Raw genomic sequence first — 22115 nt, forward strand, 5'->3', positions numbered from 1 at the left:
CTAGGAGCCTGCTGAATTAGGGCGTTTGGGGCGGGGTGCCTCAGAGCGCTCTGTGGCGCGTGTGTTCCCTCAGACCTGAGGGCCGACAATTCGAGGGTCACCCCGCCGTGTCGAGCGTGGCATCTGTGCTGTGTGACGGCAAGACCTGGTGGTCTGTGCTAGGCGATGGCCCAGGTGGTGCCGGTGTGGGTCAGGCCCATCGTGATGAGGCGTCGCAGGTTCAGCGCGGCACTGCGATGGTGGAGCCAGTAGCCGTTCTTCGCGATTCCGCGGTAGCGGAGTTTGCGGTTTCCTCGGGTGAGCCAGGCGATCGAGCGTTCCACCATGGGGCGGTGTTGGCGGTACTCGTCCTGCCACTCGGGTGTGCGGGCGACTGCTCGGGCTGCGCGTAGACGCTGTTCGTGTTCACCGATGGTGAGCTGGCGTCCACGCTTGGCAGTGGTGCATTGCGTTGTCAAAGGGCATGAACGACAGTGCCTCTCGAACTTCACCCCACCCCTGGGTGCGATACCGGCGGTGTGGCCGGCCGGGCAGGTCACGGTGCGGGCATCGAAGTCGATGCTGAAATCGTCGCTGGTGAATCCACCGGGCACCGGCGCGCGCAGCGGCGTCGGTTTGATCACGGCGATGTGCTTGCGTTCGGCCAGTGCGGCGCGGGCGTCGCCGGTGCCGTAGGCCGAATCCCCGAGCACCCGCACTGGAGCGGGTTCGTCGTCGAGCAGGGCCAACCCGACCACGGCTTCGTGGTTGTCGGGGCCGTTGGCCTTGGTCAGGGCGCAGTCGGTGATGATGCCGGTGTCGGGTTCGACCGCGATATGGGCTTTGAAGCCGTCCTGGCGGCGGTGCACCGTCTTGTGAGCGTGGCGGGTGTCAGGATCGACAGTGGAGATGATCCGGTCCGGGGCGACCTGCTGGGCGATGCGCCACTGCCCGTCGGTGCCATCAGAGCCCTCGACGGGTTCGACGTCCTGGCCAGTGATCAGCGCCAACAATGCCACCGCTTCGGCGGCGCGGGGCCCGAGATCCTGCTCGGGGAGGTGACCGAGCAGTCGGTGCGCGTCGCTGACCAGGGCATCAACGAGCTGGTCACGGGCTGACTTGTCGTTCCAGGCGATCGCGGGTTTGCCCGGGTCGTCGTAGTCATGCGCAGTGCACTGGGCCTCGATGACCTGCGCGGCGTCGGGTACGTCGCGGCGGACCCGGCGGATCGCGGCAATCAGCTGCGTGACGGTGTCCTGGGTGGCGACCGCGTCGTCCAGGACGGTGGAATCCAGCGCCCGCCGTGTCTTCTTGGCCAAAACTCCGGTCTCGGTGACGACGGCTTTGACCGCCTCGAAGATCCGGTTCGGGCGCTCTGAGGCCGCCAACCGGCGCCGCCAGTAGGTCAACGTGGTGGAGTGAAACGCCGTCGCGGTGATCGGCATCCCGCAGGCCGCCTTCCACCGCAGATCGAAGGTGACCGCCTCGACGGTCTCGTTATCCGACAGGCCGTGTAGCGCCTGCAAGGTGATCACCGAGGCCATCACCTCGGCTGGAACACTCGGTCGGCCCCGTCGTGACGGAAACAGATCGACGAACATCTCCTCGGGAAACAACTGCGAACGATGCGCCGCCAAGAAAGCAAACATGCTGTCGGACTTCAACAAATGCCCGGCAACCGACTCCGCATCCAACAACTCACGCTGATCATCCGAGCGACCTTGCACCCACCAATTGTCCCCAAAACCCCAGCACAACCGGCCCCGCCACGCGGGATTAATTCAGCAGGCTCCTAGCTGGCGAGTGCCGACGAGGATGAGGTGTCGGCGGGCAGTTCCGCGGTGATCAGCGAGTAATTGCTGTACTGCCATGCCTTCATGAAGTCATCGAGCGGCACCGGAAAGCCCTGGCCGTTTTCCATCGCGCTGTCGTTGAGATAGACGATCTTCTTGGTCAGGTTGACACTGATCACCACCACGACGTGGTCGCTTTGCACTCCTCGATCGCCCGGGGGGATGACATTCCTGCCGAAGTACTTCCTGAGGTACGCGTTCCAGGTCACGTTGCTGGCCAGCGAGACCATCACGCCTTGCTGCTGGTTCAGCGCCGAGGTCATGGCGTCCATGGCGACGTCGCCCTGTTTCTTGAGATAGGTGGTCCAGTCGGCGTTGACGCCGTTCATGTTCAGCAGCTTGACGACGTCTTCGTTGTAGGTGCCCCAGTGCAGACCGTTCTGTCCGCCGTTGGTTTCGTAGATCGTCTCGCCGGGGATCCGGCCGCTGGGGGTCGAGGTCGCCTGGTCGAGGATCTGCTGACCGAGGTCCGGCGGCAACTCGCCACCCCTGAGCTGGGCGATGATCGCCGCTGTCGCCATGATCGCGCAGGTTGCGTACTTTCCTTGCGGATAGAGGTACGGAAGGTTGCGGGTGTAGTTGCCGTATTCGAGGTCCCCGGATGCGGGCGGACCGTCGGCGGACGGGTCGTTGACCCCGAAGGTATAGGCGAGGTCGGTCGCCAGATCAGCGAGATTGGTTTGTGCGCCCTGAATTTGGTGCACCACCGCCAGTGCGATGCTTCGGCCGGCGTTCTGCAGTGCCCCGCCGATCTCGTTCGGTGCGGGCAGCGACCACACCAGCTTGGTCGCCGGCGTGGATAGCGGTGTCGACGACGAGGCAGCCAGCTGGGTGGTGACCAGCAGATAGTTCTGCTTGCCCCACGCATCGAGGAAGTCGTCGTACTTCATCTCCAGACCCTGCCCGTCGGCGCGGGTCGGGTCGTTGATCGTGACGATGTTGCGCGTGGTGTCGACACCGATCACGATCACCGTCTTCTCGCCCGGCTCTGTTCTGCCGTCGACCGGACCGGTGATGGCGGCGATCATCACCTTGGTCGGGTCACTCAGACCGGCGACGAGGTCGTTGACGGCGCGGCTCTGCTGCTCACCGTTGTAGTAGCGGGTGATGACCCGAACGCCCTTGTCCTGCAGTAGCTCGTAACTGTCCGTCCACTTGACGAACCAGGTGGTGCCCGGGCCGCGGTAGATCTTGTTTCCGGGGAAGGCGAGGCTGCCAGTGTTCAGGGCAGCGTCGACGAAGGCCGGCAGATCGGGCGCGGTGCCGGTGAGTTGGCCGTAGGCCATGGCCACGGTCGACAGCGCGGCCGAGACGAAGTCGGGCATCGCGACGAAGTACTGCTTGTTCTGTGTTGGATTGCCGTACACGCCCGGGGTGGTGACCACCACGCGAGAGATTCCGAAGACCTGGGCCAGATCGTCGCGCAGGGTGGCGAGATTGGCTCGGACGTCGTACATCTGGTTCGACACGGTCACCGAGAGGTCGCGTCCGAGTTGTTGGAGACCGCTCAGCAGCTGATTTGGGGTGGGCACCGCAGCGGCCCGCGAGACGGTGCGGGTGACCGCGACCGGTGCCGTCGCCGACGCCGTGGTGAGCGGGTTCTGCGCCGCGGGTGTTGTGGTCGGTTGGTCGGCTGCGGCGCTGCTTGTCGGCACCGGCGATGTCGGGGACTTCGGCTTGGCGCCGACGTTGACCGCCGCCATCGCCGAGGCGGGACCGCGCGTGCGGGCGGAGGTGCCTGTCGACTTGTTCGCGGTCCCCGGCTTGGGTTTCGCCTTGCCCGCCGGCGAGGAGGAATGCGAGGAAACACTGGTGGCCGAATGGCCGCCCGCGGCCCCGGTGTCGGCGGATGCGACCGCAGCCGCACCCACCATGGCCGCGCCGACGCCCAGGGTGACGGCACCGGCGTTCAACCACATCCGCGTGGCGTGCGCGCGTCGTGGTCCCTGCGTGTCGAACCGCTCCCCGTCATGTGTGCACGCGCCCATCGACCCAACCCCCGACTTCCCTGATTATGACGCTCCCGTCGGCGCGAACGTTAGCAGGGCTACCGACACTCCGCAGCGAAATCCGCTCTGCTTCTGGAGCAGCGATACCCCTTCTGTGGCAACACACTCCCGGGCGGCACCGAACGTCGTGGCGTGGCAAGGGGCGCGGTCATTCACGCCAGGTCGGTGCGGGTCGGCGCCACGGTAGCCTCGAATCATGTTCGCCTTCCTGCCCGGTATCCCGGGCGCCGACGACATCCGCGGTGTGCTGCGCCGCATCGACACCGCCCGGCATCACGGGGTGCCCGATGGCTGCGTTCTCGAGTTCGATCTGCATTCGGTGCCGCCGGAGACCGCCGGCTTCGATCCGCTGGCCCTGGTCACCGGCGGCGGTAGGCCGCTGCTACTGCGCGACGCCGTGGCCGCCATCCACCGAGCGGCGACCGACGAGCGCGTGGCGGGGCTGATCGCCCGCGTGCAGCTTCCGGCCGCCCCGGCCGGGCCGGTGCAGGAACTGCGCGATGCGATCGCGGCCTTCTCGCAGGCCAAGCCGTCACTGGCGTGGGCCGAGACCTATCCCGGCACGCTGTCGTACTACCTGGCTTCGGCGTTCTCCGAGGTGTGGATGCAGCCTTCGGGCACGGTGGGGCTCGTCGGGTTCGCCACCAACGCGCTGTTCCTGCGCGACGCGTTGGGCAAGGCCGGGATCGAAGCGCAGTTCGTCACCCGTGGCCAATACAAGTCGGCGGCGAACCTCTTCACCGAGGACCACTACACCGAAGCCCACCGGGAGGCTGATTCGCGGCTGATCGAGAGCTTGCGCAACCAGGTGTGGGCGGCCGTCGCCGAATCGCGCAACATCGAGATCGCCGATGTCGATGGCATGGCCAACCGCGCCCCCCTGGTGCGGGACGAAGCGGTCGGCGGCCACCTGGTGGACCGCATCGGTTTCCGGGACGAGGCATACAGCCGGATCGCCGAAATGATTGGTGTGGAGGGCATCTCACCTGAGACTGGCGATGCCGACACCGACGACCACGCCCCGCCGCGGCTGTATCTGTCGCGCTACGCGCAGATCGGCAGGGGTGTTTCGCCGGTGCCGATGCCCTCGATGCCCGGCCGCCCGAAGCGGCCAAGGATCGCAGTGGTCACCGTCGCCGGCCCGATTGTGAGCGGCCGGGGTGGCCCGCAACCGTTGCCGTTCGGCCGGTCCAGCGCAGGCGGCGACACCATCGCTGCGGCCTTGCGGGAGGCCGGGGCCGACGACGAGGTGGTCGCGGTGGTCGTCCGGGTGGATAGCCCCGGTGGTTCCGTCACTGGTTCGGAGACCATCTGGCGGGAAGTGTCCCGGGTGCGGGGCAAGGGCAAACCGGTGGTCGCGTCGATGGGCGCGGTGGCTGCGTCGGGCGGTTACTACGTCGCTATGGCCGCCGACGCCATCGTCGCAAATCCAGGCACCATCACCGGCTCGATTGGGGTACTGACCGGCAAGCTGGTGGCCCGAGAACTCAAGGAGCGGTTGGGGGTGGGCTCGGACAGCTTGCGTACCAACGACAATGCCGATGCGTGGTCGATTGACGCTCCGTTCACCCCCGCGCAGCACGACCTCGTGGAAGCCGAGGCGGATCTGTTCTACACCGATTTTGTGCAGCGGGTTGCCCAGGGCCGGCACATGGCGGTTGAGGCGGTCGAGGCCGTGGCGCAGGGCCGGGTGTGGACCGGGGCCGACGCGTTCGAGCATGGTCTCGTCGACGAGTTGGGCGGGCTTCGCACAGCGGTGCGACGAGCTAAGGTGCTGGCCGGGATCGGCGTCGACGACGAGGTCGAGATGGTCAGCTATCCGGGTTCCTCGGTGTGGGACTTCCTGCGCCCCAAGCCCTCGTCGCAACCCGCGGCGGCGTCCCTGCCCGAGGCGCTCGCTGCGATCGTCGGCCAGTCGGTTCGGGGTGTGCTGGATCAGGGTGAGCGCGCCTTGACCGGCGCAAGTGTGCTCTGGCTGGGGGACAGCCGCTTCTAGAGGTGCCCTGACCAGCCACTGATAGGTGGCGCTTAACTGCGGCACAGGCTCTACCGATCCAGGCTTCCTACTGTCGACTCCGCGAGCATGTCGGATGCTGCAGGCGGAGACGGACGGGGCCGATGGTGAACACCGCGCGTGTGCACGTCGGATCCGGGGAGCATCGAACCGCGGCGTGGCGTACCGCGGCCGCGGCGGTGCTGCTGATGCTATTCACCTCCATAACCCCCGTCGCGCGGGCGGCGGCGGTTATGGTCTTTCCTGGCATGGAGATTCGGCAGGGCACCACGGTGTGCACTTTGGGCTACGCAGACCCGACGACCCGAATCGCCTTCACTGCCGGCCATTGTCACGGGGGCGGAGTCGTCACCGACAGGGCGGGCTCCGTGGTGGGGGTTGCCACCGGCTATCAGAACAACACACCGGACGGAACCACAGTCGCGCTTAACGACGTCATATCAGATTGGGAGACAATCGCGTTGGCTCCCGGTGTCGTCGTCAGCACCGCTCTGCCGGGCGGCCGGCAGATGATGGCGGACCGGGCCGCGGTGCCTATGGTCGGGCTGGCGGTGTGCCACTTCGGCGTGGTAACCGGCGAGAGTTGCGGAACGGTCGATCGGGTCAACAACGGCTGGTTCACCATGGCGAACGGGGTGGTCAGCCAGAAGGGCGATTCGGGCGGGCCGGTCTACGTGCGGACCGCCGACGGACGGGCGATCCTGGCCGGGATGTTCATCTGCACGTGGAGTTGGTTCCCGGCGGCCATGTCCTGGCAGGCGGTCACCCAGTCGGCCGCCCAGTCGACGAACGCGGCAGCGGTGCGGCCCACGGCCACCTCGCGGGTCACCGCTCCGCGCTGATGCAGTAGGTAACCTACCCGCCGATCAGCTCAATGTGGCACTGACGTAGACGATCTCGCCGAGGGGGTCGTAGCCGTCGCGGTTCGGTGGCTGCAGGCCACTGCGAACGAACAGCTCGTCATCGGGGACACCCGTGACGTCCCAGCCTTTGTCGCGCAGGTAGCCCATGACGTGGCTGCGTGGGCCGGGGTAGACGAGTGAAGCCATGTCGAGATCCAGTCCCTGCTCGCGAATGGTAGCGGTCATCGCGGTGGCCTTCTCGGCGTCGAAATCGAATATCCCCGGGACGTATTCGGTGGCCACGGTGCTGCCCGGCGCGCTCAGCGCGGTGATGGTGTCGAAGAGCCGGTCCTGCGCCTCCGGCGGCAGGTAGATCAACAGTCCCTCGGCCAGCCAGGCAGTCGGGGCCGCGGAGTCGAAGCCGGCCGCGCTCAACGCGGCCGGCCAGTCCTCGCGCAGATCGATACCGATGGTCCGGCGCTCGGCGGTAGGGGCGGCGCCGAGATCGTCGAGAACCCCGGTCTTGAAGTCGATGACCTGCGGCTGGTCGATCTCGAACACCACGGTGCCCGCCGGCCAGGGCAACCGGTAGGCCCGTGAATCCAGACCTGAGGCCAGGATCACTGCCTGCCTGATCCCGGCCTGCGCGGAAGCGATGAAGTAGTCGTCGAAGAACTTGGCGCGCATGGCCATTCCGGCGACCATGCTCTGCACCCGCTCGGGTGTGACGTCCCCAAAGGGAGAGGCCGGCAGCTCGCCGTCGATCATCTTGACGAAGAACTCGATGCCGACCGCGCGGACCAGGGGCTCGGCGAACGGATCGTCGATCAGGTGTCGCGGATCCTTGGTCGCCAGCGCACGGCCGGCGGCGACCATGGTCGCAGTCGCGCCCACGCTCTCGGTGAGATCCCAGCTGTCGTCGTCAGTGCGGGCCATCGCTACTCCTAGTCGGTCGCGGTCAAAGTCGCCGAGACATATTGAAAGCCGGCGAACTGCTCGGCCATGTAGTCTTTGTGCTGCTCGAAACCGTTGGCGCCGAACAGTTCCTCGACCAGTGCACCGGTAACGTCCCAGTGCAGGCCGGTCAGGTACTCGATGACGTGCCTGCGCTCGCCGTGATAAACCAGCTTGGCTAGATCGTCGCTGAAGCCCAGTCGACGCCAGCGCTGCTCACCGTCTTCGTCGGAGGTGTCCGCATCGCCGGTGAAGGCACCCATGCTGGGCATGAACTCGGTGGCCAGTTGACTGCCGGGCGGGCTCAGTGTGGTGATGTTGTCGAACAACCTGTCCTGGGCGTCCGGCGGAAGATAGATCAGCAGCCCCTCGGCGATCCAGGCTGTCGGCTGGTCAGGATTGAATCCGCTGCTGCACAGGGCTTTCGGCCAGTCATCACGCAGGTCGACACCGACGTAGTGCAGCCCAGCCGTCGCCGTGGCCCCGAGGCTGTCCAGGGTGGAGGACTTGAAGTCGATGACGCCCGGCTGGTCGATCTCGAAGACCGCGGTCCCCGACGGCCAGGGCAACCGATAGGAGCGCGCGTCCAGACCGGAAGCCAGGATGACGGCCTGGCGGATGCCGCCGGCGGTGGCTGCCAGGAGGAAGTCGTCGAAATACCGGGTGCGCACGGCCATGCCCTGTGCCATTCGCTCCAGGTCGGAGCTGGTGTGTTGCTGGGCGTTTCCGTCGAGCATCTGCAGGAACATCTCCATGCCGACGGCTTTGACCAGCGGTTCGGCCCAGGGATCGTCAATGAGGGTGGCCCGGTGGGCCATGGCGCGCGACGCGGCGACGGCAGTCGCGGTGGCGCCGACGCCGGAGGCCAGATCCCAGGTGTCACCGTCGGTGCGTGCCATTACTTCGCTCCGGTGAAGTTCGCGGTGAGATAGCCGCTGATGTCGGCGAATTCGAGCAATGCCTCATCGTCGGGCAGCTCGAACCCGTTGGCGGTGTAGGACTCGCGGGTGGTGCGCACGTTGATCTTCCATCCCCGCTCAGCGAGGTAGTCGCCGGCGGAGTTGCGCTCGCCGTCGTAGATCAGCGACGACAGGTCGATGTCGGCACCGATCCGCGACGACCAGTCCTTGAACCGGTCCTTCCAGCTGTCGGGCAGGGTGGCGCCGGGCGCCATGAACTCGGTGGCGAACTGGCTGCCCGGCGCCGACAGCTCGGTGATGCTGTCGAGCAGCCGATCCTGGGCGTCCGGCGGCAGGTATACCAGAAGTCCCTCGGCGATCCACGCGGTTGGACGGCTGGCGTCGAAGCCGTTGTCGCACAACGCGTGCGGCCAGTCCTCGCGCAGGTCGATCCCGACGGCGCGGCGCTCTGCGGTCGTGGTCGCGCCGAGGTCGGCCATCACGCGGGTCTTGAACTCGATGACCAGGGGCTGGTCGAGTTCGAACACCACCGCGCCGGCCGGCCAGCTCAGCCGGTAGGCGCGGGTGTCCAGTCCGGACGCCAGAATCACCGCCTGGGCCACCCCGTCGCGGGCGGCATTGGTGAAGAAGTCGTCGAAGAAGCGGGTACGAACCGCGATCTGCTCGACCATGTTCTGCCGGCTGAGCATCGGGTGTCCCTCGACCGTGCCGTCGCCGTTGGCCAACCGGATCAGGGGCTCCAGGCCGACGGCCTTCACCAGCGGTTCGGCGTACGGGTCGTGGATCAACGCGTCGGGTCCCTGGGAGGCCAGCGCCCGGGAGGCAGCGACCGTCGTCGCCGTCGCCCCCACGCTGGACGCCAGATCCCAGGTGTCGCCGTCGTAACGGACGGAAGCGTTCTCGCTCATCGTTTTACCTCCGAATTGCGGTGACGGACAGAGAATTCCGCAGCGGTGCGGTGAGGTCGCCGTCGGGGAACGCCCGGCCGTGGGCGGCGAATATCTCCGGTCGGGTGCGGCTGGCCACCTGCCAACCGTCTCGTTGGAGATAGTCCACGACCGAGTTGCGCTCGCCGGTGTAGAACAGGTCGGCGAGGTTGATGTCGAGTCCCATTTCGCGCCAGTGGTCGCTGACCTGACTGGTTCGGCTGGCAATGCCGGCGCCGGCGTCGGGGTGGTACTCGGTGGCCAGCCGGCTGCCCGGCGCCGATAGTGCGGTGATGTTGTCGAACAAGCGGTCCTGGGCGTCCGGCGGCAGGTAGACCAGCAGGCCCTCCGCGCTCCAGGCGGTCGGCGTGGTTTCGTCGAATCCTTCGGCGCGCAATGCGGCCGGCCAGTCCTCGCGCAGATCGATGCTTACGGTGCGCCGCTCGGCGGTGGGGGAGGCGCCCAGATCGGACATCACCTGGGTTTTGAAGTCGATGACTGTGGGCTGGTCGATCTCGAACACCACCGAGCCGGCCGGCCAGTCCAGCCGGTACGGCCGGGAGTCAAGCCCCGAAGCCAGGATGACGGCTTGTCGCACACCGACCCGACCCGCATCGAGGAAGAAGTCGTCGAAGAACCGGGTCCGCACGGCCATCACGTCGGTCATGATCCGCGCGCTGCCCTCTTTGTCCACGGCGGCCAGATCCACCTCACCGTCGACCATCTTGGTGAACAGCTCGATGCCGACCGCGCGGACCAGCGGTGCGGCGAACGGGTCGTCGATGAGGGCGTTCTCTTCGCGGCTGGCGACAGCGCGGGCGGCAGCCACCATGGTGGCGGTGACCCCCACGCTGGAGGCGAGGTCCCAGGTGTCGGAGTCTTCCCGGGTCATCGGTCACCGCCGTAGACGGCGCTGACGTAGTACAGCTCGCCCATCGGTTCATCGGCGTCGAAAACGGCGCGTCCGCCTGCGGCAAGCAGGTCGTTCACCGGTGAGTGGTCGGCATACCAGCCGTGCTCGTCAAGATAGGAGCCCGGTTCGTTGCGCTCGCCGAGGTAGATCAGTGCGCCGAAGTCCAGGTCGAATCCCTGCTCACGCCAGTGGTCGGAGACGCTCTGCATGCGTTGACGCATCTCGTCCTGTTCGTCCGGCGTGGACGGTGGCGCGCAGTCCAGCGCCAGCCGGCTGCCCGGCGCCGACAGTTCGGTGATGGTGTCCAGCAGGCGGTCCTGCGCCTCGGGCGGCAGGTAGCCGAGCAGACCCTCGGCGCTCCACGCGGTCGGCGCCAGCGGGTCGAAGCCGGCCTCACGCAGTGCCGTGGCCCAGTCGTTGCGCAGGTCCATCGATACGGTGCGGCGCTCGCAGGTGGGCGCCGCGCCCTGGCGGGCCAGGGTCTCGGTCTTGAAGGCGACGACCTCGGGCTGGTCGATCTCGAAGACGACCATGTCGTGCGGCCAGTCCAACCGGTAGGCGCGGGAGTCCAGCCCGGAGGCGAGGATCACCGCCTGGCGGATACCGGCGTGCGGCGTGCCCGATGTCGCCGGCCCGGCGTGCGGCGTGTCCGATGTCGCCGGCCCGGCGGCTACGGCGGCGAGGAAGAACTCGTCGAAGAACTTCGTCCGCACGGCCATGTTGTCGGTCATCCGGCTGACGCCCATGGCCGTCTCGTCGTCGGTGGTGGGCAGTTCGCCGCGGGCCATCCGGGTGAAGAAGTCGACGCCGACGGCGCGGACCAGTGGCTCGGCGAAGGGATCGTCGATCAGGGGTTCGGTTTCCCGGCTGGCGGCGGCGCGGGCGGCGGCGACCAAAGTTGCGGTGGCACCCACGCTGGAGGCTAGGTCCCAGCTGTCGTCGTCGGTGCGCGTCATCGGCAGATCCTCGATTCGTGCCTAGGCCAGGGGAGTTTGATTAGCTGATATAACCACCAGCGACTGTACGCTCTTCCCGCTGGCGATCAGCTGTGGGCGCAACGGCCCGGTCGCCATCCGCGGATTGCCGTCCTGCCTGGGCCAACTGTTACTCTCGTAGACTGTTTGAACGCGCGATGCCGCAGGCCTTAATCCTGGCGGCGATCGGTGCAAGGCAGGACTACCCAACCGCTGGCCAAACCAGCCCCATCGGCACGCTGCGACTCCCGTCCGGCTGCCCAGGAGGAAGAGTGCTCTCGGCTTTCATCTCTTCACTCAGGACGGTCGACCTGAGGCGAAAGATCCTGTTCACCCTGGGCGTTGTGATCCTTTATCGGGTCGGCGCATCGCTGCCGTCCCCTGGGGTCAACTACAAGAACGTCCACCAATGCATCGAGCAGGTCAGCGGTGGCAGCGGCGCGCAGATCTATTCACTGATCAACTTGTTCTCCGGCGGCGCGCTGCTGCAGTTGACGGTGTTCGCGGTGGGCGTCATGCCCTACATCACCGCCAGCATCATCGTTCAGCTGCTGACGGTGGTGATTCCGCGGTTCGAGCAGCTCCGTAAAGAAGGCCAGGCCGGCCAGGCCAAGATGACCCAGTACACGCGCTATCTGGCGATCGCGCTGGCCATCTTGCAGGCCACCTCCATCGTGGCGCTGGCCGCCAACGGCGGCCTGCTGCAGGGCTGCACCCTGGACATCATCAGCGACCAGAGCATCTTCGCCCTGGTGATCATCGTGCTGGTCATGACCGCGGGCGCTGCCCTGGTCATGTGGATGGGCGAGCTCGTGACCGAGCGTGGCGTCGGCAACGGCATGTCGCTGCTGATCTTCGCCGGCATCGCGGCCCGCATCCCGGCCGAGGGCAAGAGCATCCTGGACAGCCGCGGCGGCATGGTGTTCACCGCGGTCTGCGTGGCCGCGCTGATCATCATTGTCGGCGTCGTCTTCGTTGAGCAGGGCCAGCGTCGAATCCCGGTGCAGTACGCCAAGCGCATGGTGGGCCGCCGCATGTACGGCGGCACGTCGACCTATCTGCCGTTGAAGGTCAACCAGGCCGGCGTCATCCCGGTCATCTTCGCCTCATCGCTGATCTACATCCCGCACCTGATCACCCAGCTCATCCAGAGCGGCCGGTCCACGCCGAGCAACGGCTGGTGGGACAAGTTCGTCGCGAACTACCTGACCAACCCAGCGGACCCGGTCTACATCGGGATCTACTTCGGGCTGATCATCTTCTTCACGTATTTCTATGTGTCGATCACGTTCAACCCTGACGAACGTGCCGATGAGATGAAGAAGTTCGGCGGCTTCATCCCCGGTATCCGCCCGGGCAAGCCCACCGCCGACTATCTGCGCTACGTGTTGAACCGGATCACCCTTCCCGGCTCGATCTACCTGGGTGTGATCGCAGTGCTGCCGAACGTGTTCCTGCAGATGGGCAACAGCGGTGGCGTGCAGAACCTGCCGTTCGGCGGGACCGCGGTGTTGATCATGATCGGCGTCGGACTGGACACCGTCAAACAAATCGAGAGCCAGCTCATGCAGCGCAACTACGAAGGGTTCCTGAAGTGAGAATCGTTTTGCTTGGACCGCCCGGTGCGGGCAAAGGAACGCAGGCGGTCAAGCTGGCGGACAAGCTGGGAGTCCCGCAGATCTCCACCGGCGACCTGTTCCGGCACAACATCAGCACCGGCACCGAGCTGGGCCTGGAAGCCAAGAAGTACCTCGACGCCGGTGACCTGGTGCCGGCCACGCTCACCAACGCCCTCGTCGACGACCGGCTCAACGACGACGACGTCGCCGGCGGGTTCATCCTCGACGGTTTCCCGCGCTCGGTGGAGCAGGCCGAGGCACTCAAGCAGATGCTCGAACGCCGCGACCTCAAGCTCGACGCCGTGCTCGAGTTCCGCGTCCCCGAGGACGAGCTGGTCGAGCGTCTCAAGGGCCGCGGTCGCGCCGACGACACCGAGGACGTCATCCGGAACCGGTTCAAGGTCTACCGCGACGAAACCGCGCCGCTGCTCGACTACTACTCCGCCGAGCTGAAGACTGTCGACGCCGTCGGCGGCTTGGACGAGGTGTTCGCGCGGGCGCTGCACGCACTCGGTCGCTGAGCGTCGATGGTTTCCCTGCCTGGGCTTCGTAACCGCAAGACCGTCCCCGCCCGTACCCCCGGCGAACTGGACGCGATGGCCGCCGCCGGCGCGGTGGTGGCCGCGGCGCTGCGTGCGGTGCGCGAGGCCGCTGCTGCGGGGGTGTCCACCATGGATCTCGACGACGTCGCCGAGACGGTGATCAGGCAGGCCGGCGGCATCCCATCGTTCCTGGGCTACCACGGGTACCCCGCGAGCATCTGCTCCTCGGTCAACGACCGCGTGGTGCACGGCATCCCATCGGCCGACGAGAAGCTCGCGGCAGGTGACCTGGTGTCGATCGACTGCGGTGCCATCATCGACGGCTGGCATGGCGACGCCGCGGTGACCTTCGGAATCGGCACGCTGATCCCCGCCGACGAGGCGCTGTCGGCAGCCACCAAGCAATCCATGGAGGCCGGCATCGCTGCGATGATCCCCGGCAACAGGCTCACCGACGTCTCCCACGCGATCGAGGCCGGCACTCGCGCGGCCGAACGCGCCCACGGCCGCCGGTTCGGCATCGTCGAGGGCTACGGCGGCCACGGCATCGGCCGGCAGATGCATATGGACCCGTTCCTGCCCAACGAGGGACAGCCGGGCCGCGGGCCGTTGCTGGTCGCCGGTTCGGTGCTGGCCATCGAGCCGATGCTGACCCTGGGCACCACCAAGACCCGGGTTCTGGCCGATGAATGGACCGTGGTGACGACCGACGGCTCACGCGCCGCGCACTGGGAGCACACCGTCGCGGTGACCGACGACGGACCTCGGATTCTCACCGTCTAGCTCCACCGGTTCGCGCACACTTGAACCAGATACTCCCCGGTTTCGTGTCATCGCCGGAGGTGGACGATGGACGACCCGGAGGCGGCATTGGTGCGGGTGCTCTATGACGAGCATGCCGCCGCGCTGTGGCGCTATGCGCTGCGGCTGACCGGGGACCGAGCCCGCGCCGAAGACGTGGTGCAAGAGACCTTGCTGCGGGCCTGGCAGCATCCCGAAGTGTCCGCCGACGCCGAGCGATCCGTGCGAGCCTGGCTGTTCACCGTCGCCCGCAACTTGATCATCGACGAGCGGCGCAGTGCCCGCTTCCGCAAAGAGACCAATTCGCTCGACATCGAAGGCGCGCCCGAAGATGCCGGGCCCGACGAGGTGAACTCAGCCCTGGACCGCCTGCTGCTCGGTGATGCGCTGGCGCAGCTGTCGCCCGCCCACCGGGCGGTGGTGCGGCGCTCCTACTATCTGGGCTGGACCACTGCACAGATCGCGGCCGACCTTCAGATTGCCGAGGGAACGGTGAAGTCGAGACTGCACTATGCGGTCCGCGCGCTTCGCCTGACATTGCAGGAGATGGGGGTGACCCGATGACCGATCCGTATGTCATGTGGGACGCCGCCTACGTCCTGGGGTCGCTGTCGAGCACCGAGCGTCGCGAGTACGAGAACCACCTGGGCTCGTGCCCGTCGTGCCGGGAAGCGGTCGGCGAACTCAGCGGCATGCCGGCGCTGCTGGCCAAGCTGGGCCCCGACGATGTGGCCACGATCGACGACGGCGCGCTGGAACCCCCGCCGCTGCGACCGCAGCTGCTCGACGACGTACTCCACGAGGTTCGGCTGCGCCGGCGGCGGAGCCGCTGGTTGACGTGGACGGTGGCGGCCGCGGCCGTGCTGGCCGGCGGAGTGCTGATCGCCGTTAAACCGGCACCGTTCGCATCCACACCGGCACCGCAGGTCGCCGCGGCGCCGATGACGACGGTGATGCCGTCGTCGTTCGAGGCCACGGTGCAGGTGACCCCGATGGGGTGGGGCACCCATGTGTCGATGTCCTGCACGTACCGCCAGGACGGTGGTATCGGGGCTGACGGCGGCAACAAGCTGGCGATGTACGCGGTGGGACGGGACGGCAGCCGGGTTCAGCTGGCGACCTGGATGGCCCACGATGGCGCGACGGCCTCGCCGACGGGAAGCACGTCGATGCCGATCGAGAAGATCGCCGCTGTGCAGGTGGTCTCGGCCGATACCGGAGACGTGCTGTTGCAGCGCAGCCTGTAGCGGCCGCCGATGCGGTATGAATGGGCGGATGTCTGCCGATTCAGCACCGCCGGAGAAACCGGATCCGATCGCTTCGGCGCGCCGCAATTGGGAGCGCGCCGGGTGGGGTGATGTCGCCGACGGCATGGTGGCGGTGACCTCGGTGATGCGAGCCCATCAGATCCTGCTGGCCCGGGTGGAGAACGCGCTGCGGCCCTACGATCTGAGCTTTTCGCGGTTCGAGCTGCTGCGGCTGCTGGCGTTCAGCCGCACCGGTGGGCTGCCGATCACGAAGGCCTCCGATCGGCTGCAGGTACACGTCACCAGCGTCACCCATGCGATCCGGCGGCTGGAGGCCGACGGCCTGGTCAAGCGGGTCCCGCACCCTACCGACGGGCGCACCACCTTGGTGCAGATCACCGAACTGGGCCGGTCCACGGTGGAGGACGCCACCGCGACACTCAACGAGCAGGTGTTCGCCAACGTCGGGATGTCGGCGGAGCAGGCGCACGCACTGGTGTCCTCGATCGAGACGCTGCGCCACCACGCCGGCGACTTCTAGGTGCTGGTCACCCCTCGCGCGCCGGGATCACCCTCGTGGCACGAGCAGACACAAACTTGTACGTTTTGCGGCCCATTCACGCGATTTTGTGTCTGCTCGCGGGCGGTGGGGGCTCAGCGCAGGGTCTCGATGACCGCGCTGAAGTCGAGATCGCCGTGCTCGGCGGCGAACTCGGCGTAGATCTCGGCGGCATGCGTGCCCAGCGGTGCGGTGGCGCCGGTGGAGGACACCGCGTTCATCGCCAGCCCGAGGTCCTTGTTCATCAGAGCGGTGGCGAACCCGGGCTTGAAGTCGTTGTTCGCCGGTGAAGTCGGAACCGGTCCCGGTACCGGGCAGTTGGTGTGCACCGCCCAGCAGTTGCCGGTCGCGCCGGTGATCACGTCGAACAGCGACTGTGCCGGCAGACCCAACTTCTCGGCCAGCACGAACGCCTCGCCGATCGCGATCTGCTGTACCGCCAGCACCATGTTGTTGCACAGCTTGGCGGCCTGACCGGCGCCGGAGTCTCCGCAGTGAATGACCTTGCTGGCCATCGGTTCCAGCACCGGGCGAGCCTTCTCGAGCGCGTCAGCAGCACCGCCGACCATGAATGCCAGCGTGCCCGCGGTCGCGCCCTTGATGCCGCCCGAGACCGGGGCGTCGAGTTGCGCCATCCCAGCCGCGACGGCCTGGGCGTTGATCTCGCGGGCATCGTCAACCGAGATGGTCGAGGTGTCGATGAACAGTGTGCCGGGCTTGGCAGCCGAAAGCGCTTCGGCGTAGCAGGCTTTCACGATCGCGCCGTTGGGCAGTGAGGTGATGACGACATCGGCGCCGGTGACCGCGGCGGTGCCGGAGTCGAAGACAGCGGCACCCTTCTCTTCGGCGGCAGCCCGCAGTTCCGGCACCGGATCGAAGCCGCGCACGGTGTACCCGGCGTTGACCAGGTTGGCCGCCATCGGGCCACCCATGTGGCCCAGTCCCAGAAACGCGATCGTCGTCATGTACAGGCTCCTTTGCCCTATGCCGTTGCGCGCGACCGGGCCGCTTGCGCGCGCCCGATAACCACCCGCATGATTTCGTTGGTGCCCTCCAGAATCCGGTGCACCCGTAGATCCCGCAGGATCTTCTCCAGCCCGTACTCCCGCAGATAGCCGTAGCCGCCGTGCAACTGCAGCGCCTGGTCGGCAACCTCGTAGCAGGCATCGGTGACATAGCGTTTGGCCATCGCGCACAGCTCGACCTTGTCGGCTTCACCGTCATCCAGGGCGATCGCCGCGCGCCACAGCATCAGTCGGGAGGTCTCCAGTGCGGTGGCCATGTCGGCCAGGGTGAACCGGATGGTGGGCTCGTCGATCAGCGCGCCGCCGAAGGCCTGCCGGTCGGCAAGGTAGGCCAGCGTTTTGTCGTAGGCGGCCTGGGCGCCGCCCAGTGAGCAGGCCGCGATATTCAGCCGTCCACCGTTGAGGCCGTTCATCGCGATGCCGAAGCCGCTGCCCTCGCCCTCCGGGCCGCCGAGCATCGCCGAGGCCGGGACCCGCGCACCCTCGAGGATGACTTGAGCGGTGGGCTGAACGTTCCAGCCCATCTTTTCCTCGTTGGCACCGAAACTCAGCCCCGGCGTGCCCTTTTCGATGAGGAAGGCCGAGATCCCACGTGGGCCGTCGGCTCCGGTGCGGGCCATCACGACGTAGACGTCCGACGTGCCCGCGCCGGAGATGAACTGCTTGACGCCGTCGAGCACGTAGTGGTCGCCGTCTCGAACGGCCTTGGTGCGCAACGCCGCCGCATCCGAACCCGCGCCGGGTTCGGTGAGGCAGTAGCTGGCGATGCACTCCATCGACGCCAGCCGGGGGATCCAGGACTTGCGCTGATCGTCGGTGCCGTAGGTGTCGATCATCCAGGCGCACATGTTGTGGATCGAGATGAACGCCGCCAGTGCCGGGTCGGCGGCGGAGAGCTCTTCGAAGATCCGCACCGCGTCGATGCGCCGCAGGCCGCTGCCGCCGACCTCCTCGGCGCAGTAGATCGCCGCCATCCCCAATTCGGCGGCTGCCCGCAGCGCGTCGACGGGGAAGTGCTTGGAGTGGTCCCACTCCAGGGCGTGCGGCGCGAGCCGTTTGGCGGCGAACGCGGCCGCCGTTTCGGCGATCACGCGTTCGTCGTCGTCGAGGGTTAGGAAGCTCATTGCATCGTCGGGATGACGAACTCGGCGCCGTCCTTGATGCCCGAGGGCCACCGCTCGGTGACGGTCTTGGTCTTGGTGTAGAACAGGATCGAGTGCGGGCCGTGCTGGTTGAGGTCACCGAAGCCGGAGCGCTTCCAGCCGCCGAAGGTGTGGTAGGACACCGGAACCGGGATCGGCACGTTGACGCCGACCATGCCGACCTGGACGCGGGAAACGAAGTCGCGGGCGGCGTCACCGTCACGGGTGAAGATCGCCACGCCGTTGCCGTACTCGTGCTCGGTCGGCAGGCGCAGGGCCTCTTCGTAATCGGCGGCGCGCACGATGCACAGCACCGGTCCGAAGATCTCGTCGGTGTAGATCGACATGTCGGTGGTGACGTGGTCGAACAGGGTGGGGCCGATGAAGAAGCCGCCCTCGAGGTTGGCATCCCCGAAAGTCAGCTCTTCACTGGCCTTTTCCCGGCCGTCGACGACGATCTCGGCCCCCGCGGCGACACCGGCGTCGATGTAGTCGCGCACCCGCTTGAGAGCGGCGCCGGTGACCAGGGGGCCATAATCGGCCTTGGGATCCAGGGAGTGGCCGACGCGCAGGTTGTTGATCCGCTCGACGAGCCTGGCGCGCAGCCGGTTTGCGGTTTCTTCACCGACCGGCACCGCGACGCTGATGGCCATGCAGCGCTCGCCGGCGCTGCCGTAGCCGGCGCCGATCAGCGCGTCGACGGCCTGGTCGAGATCGGCGTCGGGCATGACGATCATGTGGTTCTTGGCGCCGCCGAAGCACTGCGAACGCTTACCGTTGGCGGCCGCGGTGGAGTAGATGTACTGCGCGATGTCGGAGCTGCCGACGAAGCCGACGGCCTTGATGTCGGGGTGGTGCAGGATCGCGTCGACGGCCTCCTTGTCGCCCTGGACCACCTGGAACACGCCCGCGGGCAGCCCGGCTTCGAGGAACAGCTCGGCCAGGCGCACCGGCACCGAGGGGTCGCGCTCGGACGGCTTGAGGATGAAGGCGTTTCCGCATGCCAGCGCGGGGCCGGCCTTCCACAGCGGGATCATCGCCGGGAAGTTGAACGGGGTGATGCCGGCGACCACACCGAGCGGCTGGCGGATCGAGTACACATCGATACCGCCGCCGGCGCCCTCGGTGAACTCACCTTTGAGCAGATGCGGGATGCCGATGGCGAACTCGATGACCTCGATACCGCGCTGGATGTCACCGCGCGAGTCGGGCACGGTCTTGCCGTGCTCGATGGATAGCAGCTCGGCCAGTTCGTCCATGTTGCGGTTCACCAGCTCGATGAACTTCATCATCACCCGCGCGCGTCGCTGCGGGTTCCACGCGGCCCACTCCTTCTGGGCCTCGACGGCCGAGGCGACCGCGGTGTCGACATCGGCGGTGCTGGCCAGCAGCACCTGCGCCTGTACCTCACCGGTGCTGGGATTGAGAACGTCGGCGGTGCGGCTACTGCTGAGGTTGCTGCGCTTGCCGTCGATGAAGTGCTGAATGGTTGTGCTCATGAACTGCCCCTTGGCTGACCTGGCCGCTGAATACTAGGACATCCTAGTAACTTGTCTCGAGTGTCCGCAAGGGTCTGTCCGCGACGCTCAGCGCCACTGGTAGCGGGTCGACGGCCGGCCGGTCTTGCCGTACTCGGACACCCGGGTGACGGTGCCGTCGTCGGCGAGGCGTTCCAGATAGCGCCAGGCGGTCACCCGGGAGACACCGACCAGTTTGGCGGCCTCGTCGGCGGTCAGTCCCTCGACGCGGTCGCGCACCGCACGGGCGATTTCGTCGGTGGTGGCCGGCGCCGCGCCTTTGGGGGTGACGGCTTTGTCGGTGCTGATGCGCAATTCGGCCAGCGCGCGGTCGACTTCGGCCTGGCTGGCGGCGTCGGTGCCGGCCGGTAGTGCCTCGCGGTATCGGCGGTAGCGCTCGAGGCGATCGCGAAAGGCGGCGAACGTGAACGGCTTGAGCAGGTAGGCCAGCGCGCCGTGGGCGACCGCGGCGCGCACCATCTCCAGGTCGCGCTCGGAGGTGATCGCGATGATGTCGGGTGCGGGCCGCAAGCCCGAGAGCGCCGAGGCCAGGGCGATACCGCTGGCGTCGGGCAGGCCCAGGTCGAGCAGCACCAGGTCGACGGGGGACTCGGCCTCGGCGGCGATGCGCATCGCGTCGCGGGCGGTGCCGGCGGTGCCGGCGACGGTAAACCCTTGCAGCCGAGTCAGATACGTGCGGTGCGCCTCGGCGATCAGCGGTTCGTCTTCGACGATCAGAACGGTGATCATGAGATCGTGACCGTCACGACCGAGCCGTAGTTGACGTCGGCGGCCAGCGTGCCGCCGTGGCGGTTGACGATCTGGGCGACCAGCGCCAGACCGAGGCCGTGATGGTCGGCGTCGCCGTCGGACTTTGTGGAGTAGCCGCGCTGCATGGCGCGGGTGAAGGTGTCGGCGTCCATGCCGGGCCCGCTGTCGGCGACCTGAATCAGTAGCCGCTCGTCGGTTTGGTTGACGGTGACCTCGACCCAGGGGTCGTCGCGGTCACAGGCGTCCATGGCGTTGTCGATGAGGTTGCCCAGTACGGTGACCATCTGCTGCGGGCTCAGCAGCGGCTCGGCCGGCAGGTGGGTTTCCGCGGTGATGGTCAGCTCGATGCCGCGTTCGTCGGCCTCGGCGGTCTTGCCGAGCAGCAGGGCGACCAGCGCCGGTTCGCCGACCGCCGCCGAGATCCGGTCGACGAGTTGCTGGGACAGCGCCAGCTCCTGGGTGGCGAACTTCACCGCCTCCTCGGGGCGGCCCATCTCGACGAGGGTGACGACGGTGTGCAGCTTGTTGGCCGACTCGTGGGCCTGGGCGCGCAGCGAATCGGCGAACACCTGCAGCGAGCTCAATTCGCCTAGCGCGCCCTGCAACTCGGTGCGATCGCGGATCGTGACCACCTCGGAGTCCGACGTGCTGACCTGCGAGCGGTTGACCACCAGCACGCGGTCGTCGGTGAGACGCACCTCGTCGCGCACGCCAGGGTCGTTGCCGCGCAGGAACTCCGGTAGGTCGGCGCGGGTGATGGGTCCCGGCGGAAGCCCGAGCAGCCGGCGCGCTTCGTCGTTGGCTACGGCCACCTCGCCGTGATCGAGGACGATCAGACCCTCGGACACCGAGTGCAGGATCGCGTCGTGGTGGTCGTACATCAGCCGAAGCTCATCGGGGGCCAGGCCATGCGTCTGGCGCAGGATGCGCCGACGGATCGCCCAGATGCCGAGGAAGGACAGGGCCAAGGCGGCCAGGCCGACGGCGGCGATTGTCGGCCACTGGGCCCGCCAGCGTGCGGCGAGGCTTTCTTGGGTGATGCCGGCGGCCACCAGACCCACCACCTGGCCGCGGGCGTCGCGGACCGGGGCGATGGTGCGAATCGACGGGCCCAGTGTGCCGGTGTAGACCTCGGTGAACGTCTCACCGCGCAGAGCCGGCTCGATGGTGCCGATGTACTTGTCGCCGATCAGGTCGGGATTGGTGTGGGTGAACCGGGTGCGGTCGGGGGCCATGATCGTGATGAAGGCGATGTCGGTGCCCTTGCGGACCGCCTCGGTGACCGGCTGCAAAACCTGTGTCGCGTCGCCGTTTTCGATGGCTGTGGCCGTGGAGGGGGAGTCGGCCAGCGCGACAGCGATCGCGGTGACCTTCTGGCGCGCCGACTCGTCGCCGTCGCGGCGGGCGTCGACCAGAACGAAGGCGCTGCCGGCCAGCACCACCAGGGCGATCACCGCGGCCTGCAGGGCGAAGGCTTGCCCGGCCAGCGAGCGGGGCACCAGCGCCAT

20 protein-coding genes are annotated in these 22115 nt (G+C 67.3%); 8 read left to right on the top strand and 12 right to left on the bottom strand.

What is annotated here, in order from left to right; translation table 11 throughout:
* Positions 1-158 precede the first annotated feature (158 nt).
* Positions 159-1706, bottom strand: coding sequence for an IS1182 family transposase (locus ACXDF8_RS25825; protein WP_457222064.1), 1548 nt, complete (start codon positions 1704-1706; stop codon positions 159-161).
* Positions 1707-1771: 65 nt separating this feature from the next.
* The gene (locus ACXDF8_RS25830) at positions 1772-3751 is read right to left on the bottom strand and encodes a hypothetical protein (RefSeq protein WP_457226107.1); all 1980 of its coding nucleotides are present in this window, start codon (positions 3749-3751) and stop codon (positions 1772-1774) included.
* 286 nt (positions 3752-4037) lie between these two features.
* Here ACXDF8_RS25830 and sppA point away from each other — a divergent pair, with 286 nt between their 5' ends.
* Both sppA and ACXDF8_RS25840 read left to right on the top strand, forming a co-directional pair.
* Positions 4038-5837 carry a signal peptide peptidase SppA gene (sppA, locus tag ACXDF8_RS25835; protein WP_457226108.1) on the top strand — a complete coding sequence of 600 codons (1800 nt, stop codon included), beginning with the start codon at positions 4038-4040 and terminating at the stop codon, positions 5835-5837.
* Between the two features lie 122 nt (positions 5838-5959).
* Positions 5960-6697: an Rv1815 family serine proteinase gene (locus ACXDF8_RS25840; RefSeq protein ID WP_457226109.1), complete on the top strand. Its 738-nt coding sequence runs from the start codon at positions 5960-5962 to the stop codon at positions 6695-6697.
* 24 nt (positions 6698-6721) lie between these two features.
* On the opposite strand, the gene ACXDF8_RS25845 is transcribed toward ACXDF8_RS25840, so the two are convergent.
* Genes ACXDF8_RS25845 through ACXDF8_RS25865 form a run of 5 tightly spaced genes read right to left on the bottom strand, consistent with a single transcriptional unit; the run spans position 6722 to position 11366 of the window.
* On the bottom strand, positions 6722-7633 hold the full coding sequence (locus ACXDF8_RS25845) for a class I SAM-dependent methyltransferase (protein ID WP_457226110.1): 912 nt from the start codon (positions 7631-7633) through the stop codon (positions 6722-6724).
* A gap of 8 nt (positions 7634-7641) precedes the next feature.
* Complete coding sequence (locus ACXDF8_RS25850) at positions 7642-8550, bottom strand: SAM-dependent methyltransferase (protein ID WP_457226111.1); 909 nt, start codon at positions 8548-8550, stop codon at positions 7642-7644.
* The gene (locus tag ACXDF8_RS25855; protein WP_457226112.1) at positions 8550-9479 is read right to left on the bottom strand and encodes a class I SAM-dependent methyltransferase; all 930 of its coding nucleotides are present in this window, start codon (positions 9477-9479) and stop codon (positions 8550-8552) included. Before ACXDF8_RS25855 ends, ACXDF8_RS25850 begins: the two co-directional genes overlap by 1 nt.
* 4 nt (positions 9480-9483) lie before the next feature.
* Positions 9484-10389: an SAM-dependent methyltransferase gene (locus ACXDF8_RS25860; RefSeq protein WP_457226113.1), complete on the bottom strand. Its 906-nt coding sequence runs from the start codon at positions 10387-10389 to the stop codon at positions 9484-9486.
* Positions 10386-11366 carry a class I SAM-dependent methyltransferase gene (locus ACXDF8_RS25865; protein ID WP_457226114.1) on the bottom strand — a complete coding sequence of 327 codons (981 nt, stop codon included), beginning with the start codon at positions 11364-11366 and terminating at the stop codon, positions 10386-10388. Before ACXDF8_RS25865 ends, ACXDF8_RS25860 begins: the two co-directional genes overlap by 4 nt.
* A gap of 290 nt (positions 11367-11656) precedes the next feature.
* Between ACXDF8_RS25865 and secY the strand changes: the two genes are divergently transcribed.
* The 6 genes from secY to ACXDF8_RS25895 all read left to right on the top strand — a co-directional run bounded on the left by secY (position 11657) and on the right by ACXDF8_RS25895 (position 16134).
* Positions 11657-12982: a preprotein translocase subunit SecY gene (gene secY, locus ACXDF8_RS25870; RefSeq protein WP_457226115.1), complete on the top strand. Its 1326-nt coding sequence runs from the start codon at positions 11657-11659 to the stop codon at positions 12980-12982.
* Positions 12979-13524 (top strand): adenylate kinase, encoded by a 546-nt coding sequence (locus ACXDF8_RS25875; RefSeq protein ID WP_457226116.1) that lies wholly within the window; start codon positions 12979-12981, stop codon positions 13522-13524. Before secY ends, ACXDF8_RS25875 begins: the two co-directional genes overlap by 4 nt.
* A gap of 6 nt (positions 13525-13530) precedes the next feature.
* Positions 13531-14328: a type I methionyl aminopeptidase gene (map, locus tag ACXDF8_RS25880; RefSeq protein ID WP_457226117.1), complete on the top strand. Its 798-nt coding sequence runs from the start codon at positions 13531-13533 to the stop codon at positions 14326-14328.
* Positions 14329-14394: 66 nt separating this feature from the next.
* Complete coding sequence (locus tag ACXDF8_RS25885) at positions 14395-14910, top strand: sigma-70 family RNA polymerase sigma factor (protein ID WP_457226118.1); 516 nt, start codon at positions 14395-14397, stop codon at positions 14908-14910.
* On the top strand, positions 14907-15593 hold the full coding sequence (locus ACXDF8_RS25890; protein WP_457226119.1) for an anti-sigma factor family protein: 687 nt from the start codon (positions 14907-14909) through the stop codon (positions 15591-15593). Before ACXDF8_RS25885 ends, ACXDF8_RS25890 begins: the two co-directional genes overlap by 4 nt.
* A 28-nt stretch (positions 15594-15621) precedes the next feature.
* Positions 15622-16134 carry a MarR family transcriptional regulator gene (locus ACXDF8_RS25895; RefSeq protein ID WP_457226120.1) on the top strand — a complete coding sequence of 171 codons (513 nt, stop codon included), beginning with the start codon at positions 15622-15624 and terminating at the stop codon, positions 16132-16134.
* Positions 16135-16247: 113 nt separating this feature from the next.
* Here ACXDF8_RS25895 and mmsB read toward each other — a convergent pair whose 3' ends face one another.
* The 5 genes from mmsB to ACXDF8_RS25920 all read right to left on the bottom strand — a co-directional run bounded on the left by mmsB (position 16248) and on the right by ACXDF8_RS25920 (position 22115).
* Positions 16248-17117 carry a 3-hydroxyisobutyrate dehydrogenase gene (gene mmsB, locus ACXDF8_RS25900; protein WP_457226121.1) on the bottom strand — a complete coding sequence of 290 codons (870 nt, stop codon included), beginning with the start codon at positions 17115-17117 and terminating at the stop codon, positions 16248-16250.
* A 17-nt stretch (positions 17118-17134) separates the two neighbouring features.
* The gene (locus ACXDF8_RS25905; RefSeq protein WP_457226122.1) at positions 17135-18301 is read right to left on the bottom strand and encodes an acyl-CoA dehydrogenase family protein; all 1167 of its coding nucleotides are present in this window, start codon (positions 18299-18301) and stop codon (positions 17135-17137) included.
* Positions 18298-19818 (bottom strand): CoA-acylating methylmalonate-semialdehyde dehydrogenase, encoded by a 1521-nt coding sequence (locus ACXDF8_RS25910; RefSeq protein ID WP_457226123.1) that lies wholly within the window; start codon positions 19816-19818, stop codon positions 18298-18300. The genes ACXDF8_RS25905 and ACXDF8_RS25910 overlap by 4 nt, the downstream gene beginning before the upstream one ends.
* 87 nt (positions 19819-19905) lie before the next feature.
* Positions 19906-20586 (bottom strand): response regulator, encoded by a 681-nt coding sequence (locus ACXDF8_RS25915; protein WP_457226124.1) that lies wholly within the window; start codon positions 20584-20586, stop codon positions 19906-19908.
* Complete coding sequence (locus tag ACXDF8_RS25920) at positions 20583-22115, bottom strand: sensor histidine kinase (protein WP_457226125.1); 1533 nt, start codon at positions 22113-22115, stop codon at positions 20583-20585. The genes ACXDF8_RS25915 and ACXDF8_RS25920 overlap by 4 nt, the downstream gene beginning before the upstream one ends.

This window comes from Mycolicibacterium sp. CBM1, assembly GCF_054073305.1.

Bases quoted from the DNA above. Each gene is read 5' to 3' on its own strand.
- ACXDF8_RS25905 (WP_457226122.1), bottom strand. From the start codon at position 18,301: ATGAGCTTCCTAACCCTCGACGACGACGAACGCGTGATCGCCGAAACG.
- ACXDF8_RS25845 (WP_457226110.1), bottom strand. From the start codon at position 7,633: ATGGCCCGCACTGACGACGACAGCTGGGATCTCACCGAGAGCGTGGGC.
- ACXDF8_RS25830 (WP_457226107.1), bottom strand. From the start codon at position 3,751: ATGTGGTTGAACGCCGGTGCCGTCACCCTGGGCGTCGGCGCGGCCATG.
- ACXDF8_RS25890 (WP_457226119.1), top strand. From the start codon at position 14,907: ATGACCGATCCGTATGTCATGTGGGACGCCGCCTACGTCCTGGGGTCG.
- ACXDF8_RS25895 (WP_457226120.1), top strand. From the start codon at position 15,622: ATGTCTGCCGATTCAGCACCGCCGGAGAAACCGGATCCGATCGCTTCG.
- ACXDF8_RS25840 (WP_457226109.1), top strand. From the start codon at position 5,960: ATGGTGAACACCGCGCGTGTGCACGTCGGATCCGGGGAGCATCGAACC.
- mmsB (WP_457226121.1), bottom strand. From the start codon at position 17,117: ATGACGACGATCGCGTTTCTGGGACTGGGCCACATGGGTGGCCCGATG.
- ACXDF8_RS25910 (WP_457226123.1), bottom strand. From the start codon at position 19,818: ATGAGCACAACCATTCAGCACTTCATCGACGGCAAGCGCAGCAACCTC.
- ACXDF8_RS25855 (WP_457226112.1), bottom strand. From the start codon at position 9,479: ATGAGCGAGAACGCTTCCGTCCGTTACGACGGCGACACCTGGGATCTG.
- sppA (WP_457226108.1), top strand. From the start codon at position 4,038: ATGTTCGCCTTCCTGCCCGGTATCCCGGGCGCCGACGACATCCGCGGT.
- map (WP_457226117.1), top strand. From the start codon at position 13,531: ATGGTTTCCCTGCCTGGGCTTCGTAACCGCAAGACCGTCCCCGCCCGT.
- ACXDF8_RS25915 (WP_457226124.1), bottom strand. From the start codon at position 20,586: ATGATCACCGTTCTGATCGTCGAAGACGAACCGCTGATCGCCGAGGCG.
- ACXDF8_RS25920 (WP_457226125.1), bottom strand. From the start codon at position 22,115: ATGGCGCTGGTGCCCCGCTCGCTGGCCGGGCAAGCCTTCGCCCTGCAG.
- ACXDF8_RS25885 (WP_457226118.1), top strand. From the start codon at position 14,395: ATGGACGACCCGGAGGCGGCATTGGTGCGGGTGCTCTATGACGAGCAT.
- ACXDF8_RS25865 (WP_457226114.1), bottom strand. From the start codon at position 11,366: ATGACGCGCACCGACGACGACAGCTGGGACCTAGCCTCCAGCGTGGGT.
- ACXDF8_RS25850 (WP_457226111.1), bottom strand. From the start codon at position 8,550: ATGGCACGCACCGACGGTGACACCTGGGATCTGGCCTCCGGCGTCGGC.
- ACXDF8_RS25860 (WP_457226113.1), bottom strand. From the start codon at position 10,389: ATGACCCGGGAAGACTCCGACACCTGGGACCTCGCCTCCAGCGTGGGG.